The sequence below is a fragment of the Undibacterium sp. GrIS 1.8 genome (assembly GCF_040544445.1).
GTDB lineage: Bacteria > Pseudomonadota > Gammaproteobacteria > Burkholderiales > Burkholderiaceae_D > Undibacterium.
On sequence record NZ_JBEONQ010000075.1, the window covers coordinates 1 to 13,607 of the forward strand.

Here is a 13,607-nt window from a genome sequence, read left to right on the forward strand (position 1 = left end):
CCCTTAACTCCACAGAGTTAAGGGCTTTTGCCTTTTTGCAGAGCTTCTTCCCTTGCCTCCCGCTCCTGAAAATAAAAAGGAGCCGCAGCTCCTCTCTCTGGAAGCGCATTTGCCGGCAATCCCCCCCACAAAAAAGTATCAGTTGAAAGTAGAATTTTCTTAAATACGATTTTGAGGAAGTTTTACATGAAAACATCACGCTTTACGGAAAGTCAGATTATCAATATCTTGAAGCAATCCGAATCTGGCACGCCGGTTCCGGAGTTTTATCGCGAGTATGGGATGAGTTCGGCTTCGCTCTATAAATGGCGCAGCAAATACGGTGGCATGGACGCGTCGATGATGACGCGGATGAAGGAGCTCGAAGACGAGAATCGGCGGCTCAAGAAAATGTACGCCGAAGAGAGGCTGGAGGCGGAAATCATTTCGGAGGCGATGCAAAAAAGTGGTGACGCCATCTCAGCGGCGTGAGATGGCGCAAGCGACAGTTAAGGCGTATCGCATTAGTGTTATCCGGTTGGCTAACAGAGGGGGTCGATCCGTGGAGCAAAACGTTTCCACAGCTCATGTTGTAGATCGGAGAGAACAAGTATGCGCATAGTTATTTTGATAGGTGAGAATGGGCGGATTCAAATACGAAGAGCAACATTGAATAAAAAGTCAAAGGGTCAGATGCGATAGCATTCTGCCTTTTGACCAGCCAGTCGAAAGTTGCCGAATATGCACTGCATGGGGGTGCGGATCGCACGTTGACCCACCCTGCCGATTGAATATTGCCCCAGGGCGAGTTGCTGTTTCTTGAACCAGCAATTGTGGATAAGTCTAACAAATAGTTAGTTTTTAACCTATTTATTTATCGTGTTACCCGGGTAAGAAGTTGCGGGGTAGTCACGAAGGGCGTAGCCCGAAGTGACTACCCCGCGCGCAAACTTAAAGCATGTCCTCTTCATTTTCTATTTTCCCTCCCTTGCGTCCTTGTTCACGAGTTTGAATTCTGACTTTGGCAGCGGAACTGCTGTGATGGAAGCGATAAGACTCATTTCCAGTTTCGACGATATGACAATGATGCGTTAGTCGATCCAGCAAGGCAGTCGTCATCTTGGCATCACCAAATACACTCGACCATTCCGAGAAGCTGAGGTTGGTGGTAATTATCACACTGGTATGTTCGTACAATTTAGAGAGCAGATGAAACAGCAGTGCGCCGCCAACCTGGCTGAATGGGAGATATCCAAGCTCGTCTAAAATGATGAGGTCTAGTCGACTCATTTGCAGCGCCAGTCGTCCTGCCTTACCGTCTCGTTTTTCCTTTTCTAGTAAATTGACCAGATCCACGGTCGAATAGAAGTGTACCCGCTTTCCTTTCGTTGTAATGCCAGAGGGAAGGAATACGCGAATGCGGAGAATTAATCGTAGTCACCTTAATGGACGGTCGTGACCCCTATGTATTCGGACGTCGTACCTTACCGGAAATGGACATTGCATCCGTCGCTTGCGCAATCCAAAACATGTGGTTGGCATCGAGGGCAGAAGGACTCGGTATGGGATGGGTTTCTCTATTTGATCCAGAGAGGCTTGCGCGCTTACTCAGTATTCCTCCGGGAGGAAAGCCGATTGCGATTATCTGTCTGGGTCATGTCGAACAATTCTATCCTAAACCGATGTTGGAACTGGAAGGCTGGGAGCGCCAGCGTAACTTAAACGATTTAGTATTCGTTGATCATTGGGGTTCCGGTGAAGCAGTCGCATCATCATCACATCAGAAGCTTGGTGAGGATACGCCGCTCTAAGTCAGGTTTGAACCAAAAATCAGAAGATAGGTTAGGTAAACAGTATTTTTGAGACACCACTAAAAAACTCATCTACGAAGTAAAGTGTGAGTTTTCTAAAAAATATTTTTAGTCGTCAATTAACTAAAAATAATTGTGGCAACCAAGCCTTGTTCAAGCGGATTATTGTCAAATTCGATTCTGGCTGAATGCATGTCAGCGATACTTTTCGCAATCGCCAATCCCAAGCCACTTCCCCAAGGTTCAACTCCATCGCAACGATAAAATCGGTCAAAAACTCGGCTGCGGTCTTCAGGACTAATTCCTGGCCCATTATCTACCACACGAATGATTGATTTATTATTTTGGTACTTCACACTAATATCAACACGTCCACCAACTGGGGTATAGCGTAAAGCATTATCTACAATATTATTCAAGAGTATATTGAGGTCATCCATATTTCCATGGATACTGGGTGTCAAGGGATCAAACTCCATACCAAATTCGATATTTTTGGTCGCTGCCAATGGGTAATAATCAACGACGACTTTCTCAGCTAATTTCTGCAGACTGAGGTCATGAAATAACTGTTGTTCTCGTCCAGGTTCATGACGTGCCAAGGTGAGCAATTGATGGACTAAATGACTAGTCCTATCCAGGCGCTCATGTAATTTATTAAATGCGATTAATCGTTGGTCCTCGCCAACAGCGCGCTCTACCAACTGTAGTTGTAACTTCAATGCCGCTATAGGAGTTCTCAGCTCATGTGCAGCATCAGCGATAAAAGCTCGTTGTGTCGTCAATGCGATATCAAGGCGCTTTAATAAATCATTTAATGCTTCACCGACAGGAACTACCTCTGGTGATAGTCCATCTAAAGAAAGCGGTTGCAAAGCATCAGGTGATCGGCTCTTTACTGCATAGGCAAATTGCGTCAACGGTAGCAAGCTGCGACCTACTGCTATCCATATGAAGTATGCCAGTATAGGAATTAAAATGAGGAAGGGAAGTAAGCAGCGAAAAGCAATTCTCGCAGCTAGGGTCTGACGCACCAGAGTTGGTTGTGCGACTTGTATCATTAAATTTTGCTTCGTCCGGCTATACACACGCCATTGCTCATCACCGATGGTGACCGTCTTAAATCCTAACGCCGGATATAACGGCAATATAGATTCAGGATCAGACGAATAGACGGAATGCCCCTTGTAGTCCCATGCCTGGAGTACGACCTTTTCCTCTGGTCCACCATCGATATTGTCATTACTACCTGCTGCAATCGGGACCGGCAGTGAACCCGCCACTTGCTTTAATTGTGCGTCAAATAATTCGCTAGCTTCCTCCCTTATTTTTAGAAAAAGTGCACTTCCGGCGATAATTGAACAGACAAACGCCCCTCCAAATAGCCATAAGAGTAATTGTTGACGTATGGTTCTCATGGCTGATCAAGCACGATGTAGCCAACGCCACGAACATTTTTTATAAAATCAACACCTAGCTTTTTTCTGAGATGATGAATGTAAACTTCAACAGTGTTACTTTCAACTTCTTCCATCCAGCCATACAGTTTTTCTTCTAATCGTGATTTGGAAACTACTTGTCCCGGTGGATCCATGAGAGCTTGTAATAAGGCGAATTCACGGGAAGACAATTGCAGCGGCTCACCGTTCAAAGTTGTCGTATGACTTGCGGGATTTAACCTAACCCCTCGGCAATAAATAGTAGGCTGAGGGCGTCCTGCATTCCGTCGCAATATTGCCCGAATACGGGCAAATAGCTCATCTAGATTAAATGGTTTAATCAAATAATCGTCAGCACCGATGTCCAAACCTAAAATACGTTCAGCTGTAGTATCCCGCGCAGTTAAAATCAGTACAGGGGTAGCTCCGCCTTGCTTACGGTAATCTTTAAGTACTTCCAAGCCTGCTTTTTTCGGCAAGCCCAGATCCAGTAGGACAACGTCATATACGTCATTCGTTAGCGCCATTGATGCACTCACACCATCGCGCACCCGGTCAACAGCATAATGTTCAGCTCTTAGACCTTCCTCAACACTTTCTCCAATCATCCTGTCGTCTTCTATTAATAGCACGCGCACCTGGATTCCCTTTTAGATAAAAATTGTGTTGTCGATTGTAGTGCGGCGAGTCTTAAAAGCCACTTAACACGAACACAAAGAGCATTAGTAAGAATATTGTTGGATGACTTAAGGATTATTTAAGAATTCAGAAATTATGATGTAGTTACTTAAATTAGCTCTCAGCGCTGTTTTATAACTAAATATCTATTTCCTAGTCTTATATAGAACAAACCTCATGCGAAGATATTACGTGGCCTTACTGTGCAGCTTGCTAACTGCTTGCGCAACTTATCAACCAATGCCACTTGCCAAAGATTTTTCGACACAAGAGTACTCATCTCATTTAACTACGAATTTCAAGTCATTGCCAGTTGCTGAGCAGCGAACACATCCGTTTCAGTCGGCAGAGCGCTTAAGTATGACGGATGTGGCGATCATCGCTGTATTGAATAATCCGGATCTGAAGATAGGACGAGACGACGCTGGTATCGTGCAAGCACAAGCTTTCGCCGCAGGATTATTGCCAGATCCTCAGTTAGCCTTGAGTGGCGATTTATCAAACTCTGCTGGACCAGGTTCGACTAAAGCATTTAGTTACGGCCTTAGTTTTGATATCAGTACCTTGATTACTCGATCATCGATATTGTCTGCGGCTCAAGCCGAAGTAAGAAAAACAGATCTTAATCTTCTATGGCAAGAGTGGCAGGTCGTGTCGCAGGCTCGACTACTTTATGTCAAATTAGTACAGGGACAAAAATCAAAAGAAATCCTTCAATACAATCAAACATTATTTTCTGATCGTTATGAACGAACGAACATGGCGTTAAGTCGAGGACTTTTAATCAGTGACATGGTCACTCCCAATTTAACTGCACTTGAGGATGTACAGAAACAAGTAAATGATTTAGAGCGGCAGACGAATCAATACCGACACGAATTAAATACATTATTAGGCTTAAAACCAGAGACGATTGTTGTTCTGCAGGATGCGGTATCAGTACCGGATTTAGACGAAAAAGCGATTCTTACAGCGCTAGATAAAGTCACTGAGAGGCGCCCTGATCTGATGGCGTTAGAGGCAGGTTACCAGGCGCAAGATCAGCGCTACCGTGCTGCGATAATTGCTCAGTTCCCCTCATTAAATCTCGGGTTGACTCGCGCACGAGACTCTAGTGGCATTTATTCAAATGGTGTCGGGCTTACTTTATCGTTACCGATTTTGAACCGGAATCGAGGCGTCATTGCTATTGAAAAAGCGACACGGCAAAAACTGTATGACGAATATCAGCAACGTCTGGATATTACTAACAACGATGTTCATAAAATTCTGGATGATCAACAAATTAATGAACGACAGTTACAACAAGTAAAGCTAGGGGTAGCGCAGCTCTCCATCGCATCTAAAAATTCGGAGATTGCATTACAGCATAAAAATATCGATTCCCTTAGTTATGCAAATGTTCATGCGGCTTTACTAGCAAAACAACTTGAGGAGATTAACCTTCAGGAAAATATTCTCGAACAAAGAGTCGCGTTGCAGACCTTAATTGGCGGCGACCTGCCTTTCACAACCTCTCTAAAAAGCAACCACCCATGAGACCAAAAATTCTATTTTCCGGCTTAATTGCGGGCGTTGCGGTAATAAGTATATTGGTCTTATTTAAACTTAATGGTAACGCGCAGAAGACGACAGACGTAGCCGATAAGGTCGAGGAAGCTCCCAGTGTTTTAGTCAGAACGCAAATAGTTAATCAGAAATCCTTAGACCGCACATTAACTGCGTTCGGAGAGGTTATTACAGGGAGAGTGAGCACCATCAACGTCCCGCAAGCAGGACAAATTAACCAAATACTGGTGATCGTTGGTCAGCAAGTACGTCAGGGTGAAACACTTGCGATTTTATCGACGGATCCAAATGCTCAAGCGTCATATGCGCAGGCGCTAACGTCAGCAAAATTTGCTGCTAATGAACTTCGAAGAATAGAGGATTTAGCTTCACTTCAACTGGCTACGCAATCTCAGGTGGATAGCGCGAAAAAACAGTTAGATGATGCTGAGTCCAATTTACTGACACAAAAAAAATTAGGGAGCAATATCACAAATTTAAAAATACCAGCTCCATTTGACGGGGTTATAGCGAACCTAATAGTAGCTCAAGGAGAGCGTATTCCCGCGGGAGGTGGGATATTACAGCTCGGGCGCACAGATACTTTAAGAATTCAATTAGGAATTGAACCTGCGCAAAGCCGTTTGATCAGATCGGGTATGTCGGTGAACGTTACTTCTGTCCAAGACGTGTCGAAAATTTCTACTGTAAAAATAGGTGATGTACAAAATCTGGTTGATCCAAAAACGCAATTAGTTAACGCCTTTGTCGATTTACCCGCAAAAGCAAATTCAGCTCTTATTCCCGGCATGCGTGTGCAAGGATTAATTCATATCGGGAACAATCTTGTATGGGAAGTCCCAAGACAAGCCGTATTGAGTGACGAAAAAGGTGCCTATCTTTTTCAGATTTTAGACAGAAAAGCACATCGTATCCCGGTGACGAAAGTGATTGAAACTTCTAATACTTATGGCGTCGACGGAAATCTACATCCTTCAATTCCAGTAGTTGTGTTGGGCAATTACGAATTACAAGATGGAATGTCGGTACGTGAGGTTGGGCGATGAGCGCAATTACCTGGACGCAATCTCATCGTCGGTCGATACTATTTTTATTATTAATACTTGCTCTTGCAGGCGTTATTGCAGCATTAAAACTGCCGGTATCTTTATTTCCAACTATTGATTTTCCAAGAGTTGTTGTAGCACTAGATGCGGGAGATCAACCAGCAGAGCAGATGGAGATGTTAGTAACCCGACCTGTTGAAGAGGCGGTACGACGTGTACCCGGCGTACGCAATGTTCGTTCTACGACTAGTCGGGGATCTGCAGAAATTTCAGTCAATTTTGATTGGGGAAGAGATATGGCTTCCTCTGCTTTGCAGATCAATGCTGCCATTGCGCAAATATCCGTGCAATTACCCCAAGGTACGCTCGTATCGACGCGGCAAATGGATCCAACCGTTTTCCCTATCATTGCCTATAGTTTGACGACAAACAGCCTTACGTCTACCCAATTACGCGATCTTACAGAATACGATCTTAGACCCTTGTTATCGAGTATTGATGGTGTGTCACGGGTACAGGTTTTAGGCGGTAGTGTTGAGGAATATAGAGTAACTATCGATCCGATCAAACTAAAATCGGTTGATTTGACGTTTGACGATGTTTCTAAAATGCTCGCTAGTACCAATATCATTAGTGCGGTAGGACGATTAGAGGATCACTATAAATTGTATTTGGCTATTGCTAATAGCCGATTTGAAAATATTGAGCAAATTCGAAATAGCATTATAAAAAATCAATCGAATGGGATAGTGCATCTAAGTGACATTGCAGCGATTGAGCAATCAACTGTTCCCGGATGGACACGTGTGACTGCCGATGGAAAAAATGCCGTCTTATTTTCCGTTTATCAGCAACCTGGCAGTAATAGCGTGCAGATTGCATCAGACGTCAAAAAGAAGCTGAGTGAATTCCAAGTGCAGTTACCCGCCGGAATAAAAATATCGAACTGGTACGACCAGAGCCAATTGGTATTGGCCTCTGCATCTAGTGTGCGCGATGCAGTATTAATCGGGGTTGCATTATCCGCACTGGTTTTACTTTTCTTCCTGCGCAACATCAAAGTAATGTTGATCGCTATCGTAGTTGTTCCAGCCGTTTTATCAACGACCGTTGTCTTACTCTATGTATTAGGGATGAGTTTCAACATCATGACTTTAGGTGGAATGGCCGCGGCAGTGGGTCTAATCATCGATGACGCAATTGTCATGATCGAACATATCATCCGTAGATTACAAGACAATAATGGCAAGATGCATGAGCGGGTCATGGCCGCCGCTTTGGAGTTTATTCGGCCACTAGCTGGCTCTAGCGCATCCACACTAATTATTTTTGTTCCGTTGGCTTTTTTGACTGGTGTCACCGGGGCTTTTTTTAAGGCACTGTCGTTGACGATGGCTGCGGCTCTGTTTATTTCGTTCCTAGTCACATGGTTGGCGGTCCCGCTACTTGCCGATAAATTCTTAAACTCAAAGGATGCCGACCACAAAGTTGAAACGCGCTTGATTCGTTGGATGCATACTAGATATGAAAAGCTTTTACATACTCTTCTTACTCGACCAATCCTGATTTTGTTTGGTGTTCTACCTTTGGCTTTATTAGGTTGGATTGCTTTTCAACATGTTGGATCGGGCTTTATGCCATCCATGGACGAAGGTGGTTTTGTACTTGATTATCAAAGTGCTCCCGGAACTGCATTGACAGAAACAGATCGTTTGCTAGTCCAGGTTGAAGAAATTGTCAGAGCAACCCCAGATGTAGAAACTTATTCCAGACGCACCGGTACGGGCCTTGGCGGTGGTTTGAGTGAGGCTAATCAAGGCGATTTTTTCGTCCGTCTGAAGCCTTTTCCACGTCGTCCGGTAGAGGAAGTGATGGACGATATACGTACGAAAGTAGAGCATCAGGTTCCTGGGCTAAAGATTGAAATGGCTCAGTTAATGGAAGATTTGATCGGAGATCTGACCGCTGTACCTCAGCCAATTGAAATTAAGTTATTTTTAGCCAGTCCGAATCAATCAGGAGTAATTGCCGCCAGAGTTGCTGATGCCATCTCAAAAATTCAAGGTGTTGTGGATGTGAAAAACGGTATCAATCCCGCGGGTGATGCACTTGAAATACATATCGATCAAGTGAAGGCCGCAGTCGAGGGAATGGATATTGATACCGTGACAAAAAGTATAGACACAGCATTAAACGGTAATGTCGCAACCCAGGTAGCCAATAGCATAAAAACCATTGGTGTTCGTGTTTGGGTTCCTAAGTTGATAAGAAATACTGACACCGATTTGAAGAGTCTGTTGGTTAGAGCACCAGATGGACATATGTTTCCATTAAGTCGGGTAGCCACCGTCATTGCTGTCACAGGCCAACCTCAGATCGCACGTGAAAATCTGAAACGAATGATCGCTGTCACCGGGCGGATTAGCGGCAGAGATCTTGGTGCGGTTATTGCAGACGTAAAAGTAGTGATGGCTCAAAAAAATCTAGTTCCAAAAGGTAGCTACTATCAATTAGGTGGGCTATACGAGCAACAGCAGATTGCTTTCCAGGGATTACTTTCGGTTTTTGCTGCGGCAAGTACCTTAGTCTTTCTATTACTTTTGTTTATATATGAAAGTTTCCGTCTGGCGATTGCTATTTTATTGACTGCTTTGCTCGCAGTATCGACGGTATTTATTGGTCTTTGGATTACCCATACAGAATTGAATATTTCCGCGATGATGGGTATGACAATGATTATCGGAATGGTGACTGAAGTCGCCATTTTCTATTTTTCTGAACAACAAGATCTAATTACGCAAGAAGATCTGCTCGCTTCAATGATACATGCAGGTATTAACCGCATGCGCCCGATAGCGATGACGACGATCGCAGCGATTTTGACTTTACTACCATTGGCGTTTGCGATCGGACAGGGATCAGAGATGCAACAGCCTTTAGCCATCGCCATTATTTCAGGCCTTATTTTTCAATTGCCACTAGTATTATTGGTTATGCCAGTGGTGTTTTATCTGATGCGTGACAAACATGTACCTTAACTTTAAAAGGAAATCGAAATGCTTACTATGATTAAAAAGAATACGATGGTATCGACCGCATTTGTACTGCTCTCAATAGTTACTGTTGCAGCTTTTGTGCCGCCTGCAATGGCGACTGATTTGAACTATCGTGTAACCAATACGCAGCATTTGGATGGTGATATTAGATGGGATTATTTAACATTTGACGCTGATCACCAAAGACTGTTTATTACTAGAGGAGATCACGTTGATGTATTTGATTTGGCTACAAAGACTGTTACAGCAATGATCCCGAATACGAACGGTGTTCATGGTGTTGCACTAGCGCCTGCGTTAAATAAAGGATTCACAAGTAATGGTAAAGATAATTCGGTAACTATTTTTGAGTTATCTTCACTCAAAATAGTAGGCACTGTTCCAGTAGGAAAAAAGCCAGATGCAATTATTTTTGATTCCTTTAGTCAGCGCGTATTTGTCGCAAATGGCGACTCAATGAATTTAACCGTGATTGATGCGGTATCCCAAAAAATATTAGGGACTATTATGCTGGACGGCAAACCAGAATTTACGGCTGTTGACGGCAAAGGAAAGTTATTCGTGAACGTCGAGGATAAAAATCAATTAGTCTCGATTGATACTCAAAAAATGAACGTGTTAAAAAAGATTGATTTGACATCTGTCTGCGATGAGCCAGCCGGATTATCTATTGATACGCAGCATGAAATACTATTCTCCGGATGCCACAATCAAAAGATGGCTATCGTTGATGGGCAAACCGGAAAAATTATTGGTTCTCCTGCTATTGGTAAGGGAAGTGATGCGACCGTTTATGATCAAGAACGTCAGCTAGCATTTAGCTCTAATGGCGATGGAACCTTAACGGTTGTTGGTGTCGACGCAAAAAATACTTATATGACTAAGCAGACTGTAAAGACGATGGTGACTGCAAGAACAATGGCACTCGATACCGTATCGCACAATATTTACCTTGTTGCAGCAGAGTTAGATGTACCCGCTAAGGCTTCAGAAAATCAGCGTCCAAAATTGAAGCCTGAATCATTTACGCTAATCACCGTTTCTTCCAACTAAATTTGTAATAGATTGACTTTGGATGGGAAGATATTTGACTGCTAAAGTCGAATATCTTCCTATAATTCAGATCCCAAAAATACTTTTCCGTACTTAAGATATGCCCTCTATTTATTACCGACTGAGAGCACCAAAAATTGTTTGTCCACGACTGTCGGTAGATAAATGACTTTAGTTTTCTTGTCCATTGCCATGGTCTTTGCACCTTGAGCAGTGACTACATTGTCCAGTACTTTGTAGTGATCACTGTCCAACTGTTTAATGACCGTTAAAGATCCCCCTCCATCGCCGTTAGAAGAGAAAATCGTTGCAGTTTCCTGATCGTAGATGACTGCATCTGGATGCTCGCCAATAGTAACCTCTGCAATTACTTTTCCATTTTTTGCATCGGTAACTATCATTGCTTTATTTTGGCAAACTGAAAATAAGCGATCATTCGGAATATCGATTGCTAAACCAGTAGGTTCGTCACAATTTTTTAAGTGCCAGCTGGAGATCAGTTTATTCGTAGCGACATCAATCGCATTGAGTTGGGATTTATCTTCAATATTAAAAAAAATCTTACCTGCGTTATTACTAACTGCGAACTCAGGTCTGCCGTTAGTGGGAATGCTTGCGATAACTTTCATACTGGTGCCGTCAATCACTGTCACATTGGCAGTTTTTCCATTAAATACGAATAATTTTTTGGAATTAGGTTCGTACAATATGGCATCAGGATTAACGCCGTCGACTTTAATCTCTTGCTTTACCTTCAGCGTGTCTAAATCAAATACCGTTACCGAATTTGTCTTGCCATTGCTGGTAAAACCTAATTTCAGATCCTCTGCAAATGCTACGCCATGAACTCCCATCGTGCTCGGAATCTGATCAATTAGTTTTCCGCTTGGTAATTCAAACACTTCAACCCGGTCACCTCTGGTAACAAACAGGCGGTGCCGGACTGGGTCAATATCCGTATAGTCCCATTTACTTACAGAACCTAAGGACCATTTTTGTAACACTGCGAAGTTTTTTTCAGCAGAATAAGATGGTTGTTGTATTAAGCAAATCGTCGCGATTATTCCGGTGCAGATAGCACTCTTTTTTGGTCGAAAGTTCATATATATTTCCTGTACTTAGTAATTAATATTTAAGCCAAGTTGATAAGTCGCGCCGTAAAATTCACGCTGAATGGTACGATTAGAGCTTGCCTCTACAAATTTCAATGGCGTGTTTGTCAAATTTTTAGCATTAAAATAAATTGAGACATTGTCGTTAATATCGTAAGAGCTACCGAAGTCCATAGAAGTGCGTGGCTCAGAGAAAACGTCTGTCGCGCTGCTGCCACCTATCGCCCATAAATTACGTGAAACATAGTAAGCGCCTAAACGTAAATTAATTCCTTTTTTCTCATAAAAAATATTAGCGTTAGCAGTCTGCTTAGAGGTTGACGGCATACTCGAATATTCGCCTGGCCTGATTTCAAAGCGAGAATTTACATAGGTGTAGTTGGTGCCTACGCCAAGCCCACTCCATACATCGGGTAATTGCTTAAAGCGTTGTTCATAATTGAACTCCAATCCTGTCGCGCGTGATTTTCCAGTGTTGGCATAGGAATAGACGTGAGCAACTCCGACAAAGCCTGCAAATAATCCATTATTGGGGAAGGTTTGATTTGTCAGGTTATTCGCGATGTAATTACTAATTTCTTTGTCAAATATCCCAAGAGATAGGATCCCAGAGTTAGGCAAATACTGTTCTAAAGAGACGTCAAACGAATTTGCCGTGGCTGGCTTTAGTGAGGGATTTCCTTGAGACACGGTATTCGCACTGGGATCGATATTTAACGAGGCGTTCACCTGATTGAAACCAGGTCTAGCGATAGTGGATGAGTACGCAGCGCGTAATAGCAACGATTTATTTAGTTCGATACGTGCTTGAATGCTCGGGAAGAAATTTGTATAAGATTTGCTTTGGCTAACTGGAGAAATAAATGCATTGCCGTTTGCATCAACACCTTTAGCATTTGCATCATATGTTCCACGAGTGCTTTCAAACCGTAAGCCCGTAATAATTCCTACGTTCCCCAAGGTCATTTGATATTGTCCATACGCGGCATAAACGTCCTCTTTATCTTTTTGATACTGAAGCGCTGCATTTGTAAGGTTATCGTCACTGATGATTTGTTTAGCTGCCAGCTGATTTTGTAGCAAATCAGGACTTAATTGTGGTCCATTTTGATATGCGCCATCATAAAAAGTAATTCCTGGGCCATATGAGGCGTTTGACATTGATATCGAGGAAATTCCGTTATAGGAGTATGGTTGCCCCCTTACTTCACGTGTGCGTAATCTTGCACTTACACCTGTTTTTACACTTTCTGAGTCGAAGTTGCCCCATTTGACTGGTAGCTTTAAATTCCCTGCGACTGACCATTCTTTATCTGAAATATTCTGTGTACTATTTTGAAATTTAACTAAATTGTAGTTCGCAGGGTTGAGGTAGTCGGCGCCGTTTACTCCGAACGATGGAGTGTTTCCCGTGCCCAAATTATTGTAGCTAATGGTTGGTGGAGTGATCGTTGTCGAGCCAATAATGAACGGCGTTCCAGCAGCCGGAGTATAGTTAAAGTCAGAATTGTAATCGTACTTTTTGTCGTACGAACCTTTAGTCATACCGATACGGTAATCGAGAATTTTTTCGTCAAATTGATTTTTACCGCCGAGCACAAAAACCTGATTATTAATCGTTTCTTTTTCTTGCCGTAGTGTCTTATCGAATCCATTGACACTCAAGCCATCGATAAATCCTGTCGCCGTTTGAACCGGATTGCCATCAGGGGTAATGGTTAATCTTTGGCGCAACACGGTTTCTGTATAACCTGCATCAAAGGCTCTAACTGTCAAACAGCGTGCAATACTTACCAGATTAGGGGTGGAAACAGCGTCCAAAAGTTTCCACCCTAGTGTGTCACCATCCGGTGTTTTAGCCGGG

At 43.1% G+C, this 13,607-nt stretch carries 8 protein-coding genes and 3 pseudogenes; 6 read left to right on the forward strand and 5 right to left on the reverse strand.

Going from position 1 to position 13,607, the window contains the following annotated elements; all coding sequences use genetic code 11:
- Positions 1-186: 186 nt before the first annotated feature.
- Positions 187-523 (forward strand): annotated as a pseudogene (locus AAKU64_RS20960) (transposase); the annotation flags it as partial.
- A 407-nt stretch (positions 524-930) separates the two neighbouring features.
- On the opposite strand, the pseudogene AAKU64_RS20965 reads toward AAKU64_RS20960, so the two are convergent.
- Positions 931-1,359 (reverse strand): annotated as a pseudogene (locus AAKU64_RS20965) (ATP-binding protein); the annotation flags it as partial.
- 23 nt (positions 1,360-1,382) lie between these two features.
- On the opposite strand from AAKU64_RS20965, the pseudogene AAKU64_RS20970 reads away from it, so the two are divergent.
- Positions 1,383-1,790 (forward strand): annotated as a pseudogene (locus AAKU64_RS20970) (nitroreductase family protein); the annotation flags it as partial.
- 119 nt (positions 1,791-1,909) lie between these two features.
- Here AAKU64_RS20970 and AAKU64_RS20975 read toward each other — a convergent pair.
- Both AAKU64_RS20975 and AAKU64_RS20980 read right to left on the reverse strand, forming a co-directional pair.
- Entirely contained in the window at positions 1,910-3,208 is a 1,299-nt protein-coding gene (locus tag AAKU64_RS20975) for an ATP-binding protein (protein ID WP_354362925.1), read from the reverse strand.
- A complete protein-coding gene (locus AAKU64_RS20980; protein ID WP_354362926.1) occupies positions 3,205-3,867 on the reverse strand; it encodes a response regulator in 663 nt (220 codons plus the stop codon). Before AAKU64_RS20980 ends, AAKU64_RS20975 begins: the two co-directional genes overlap by 4 nt.
- 280 nt (positions 3,868-4,147) lie before the next feature.
- Here AAKU64_RS20980 and AAKU64_RS20985 point away from each other — a divergent pair, with 280 nt between their 5' ends.
- The 4 genes from AAKU64_RS20985 to AAKU64_RS21000 are packed head-to-tail and all read left to right on the forward strand — an operon-like array spanning position 4,148 to position 10,631.
- Complete coding sequence (locus AAKU64_RS20985; protein WP_354362927.1) at positions 4,148-5,446, forward strand: TolC family protein; 1,299 nt, start codon at positions 4,148-4,150, stop codon at positions 5,444-5,446.
- Positions 5,443-6,522, forward strand: coding sequence for an efflux RND transporter periplasmic adaptor subunit (locus tag AAKU64_RS20990; protein WP_354335251.1), 1,080 nt, complete (start codon positions 5,443-5,445; stop codon positions 6,520-6,522). Before AAKU64_RS20985 ends, AAKU64_RS20990 begins: the two co-directional genes overlap by 4 nt.
- Positions 6,519-9,560, forward strand: coding sequence for an efflux RND transporter permease subunit (locus AAKU64_RS20995; RefSeq protein ID WP_354362929.1), 3,042 nt, complete (start codon positions 6,519-6,521; stop codon positions 9,558-9,560). The genes AAKU64_RS20990 and AAKU64_RS20995 overlap by 4 nt, the downstream gene beginning before the upstream one ends.
- An 18-nt stretch (positions 9,561-9,578) precedes the next feature.
- Entirely contained in the window at positions 9,579-10,631 is a 1,053-nt protein-coding gene (locus tag AAKU64_RS21000; RefSeq protein WP_354335247.1) for a YncE family protein, read from the forward strand.
- A 107-nt stretch (positions 10,632-10,738) separates the two neighbouring features.
- On the opposite strand, the gene AAKU64_RS21005 is transcribed toward AAKU64_RS21000, so the two are convergent.
- Together AAKU64_RS21005 and AAKU64_RS21010 are read right to left on the reverse strand one after the other, a co-directional pair.
- On the reverse strand, positions 10,739-11,734 hold the full coding sequence (locus tag AAKU64_RS21005; RefSeq protein WP_322118957.1) for a hypothetical protein: 996 nt from the start codon (positions 11,732-11,734) through the stop codon (positions 10,739-10,741).
- Positions 11,735-11,749: 15 nt separating this feature from the next.
- Positions 11,750-13,607 (reverse strand): TonB-dependent receptor domain-containing protein (locus tag AAKU64_RS21010; RefSeq protein WP_354362930.1); only part of this gene is annotated, 1,858 nt, incomplete at its 5' end.

What these genes read in the sequence shown, in the direction of transcription:
- AAKU64_RS20975 (WP_354362925.1), bottom strand. Translation starts at nt 3,208, where the DNA reads ATGAGAACCATACGTCAACAATTACTCTTATGGCTATTTGGAGGGGCG.
- AAKU64_RS20985 (WP_354362927.1), top strand. Translation starts at nt 4,148, where the DNA reads ATGCCACTTGCCAAAGATTTTTCGACACAAGAGTACTCATCTCATTTA.
- AAKU64_RS20990 (WP_354335251.1), top strand. Translation starts at nt 5,443, where the DNA reads ATGAGACCAAAAATTCTATTTTCCGGCTTAATTGCGGGCGTTGCGGTA.
- AAKU64_RS20995 (WP_354362929.1), top strand. Translation starts at nt 6,519, where the DNA reads ATGAGCGCAATTACCTGGACGCAATCTCATCGTCGGTCGATACTATTT.
- AAKU64_RS21000 (WP_354335247.1), top strand. Translation starts at nt 9,579, where the DNA reads ATGCTTACTATGATTAAAAAGAATACGATGGTATCGACCGCATTTGTA.
- AAKU64_RS21005 (WP_322118957.1), bottom strand. Translation starts at nt 11,734, where the DNA reads ATGAACTTTCGACCAAAAAAGAGTGCTATCTGCACCGGAATAATCGCG.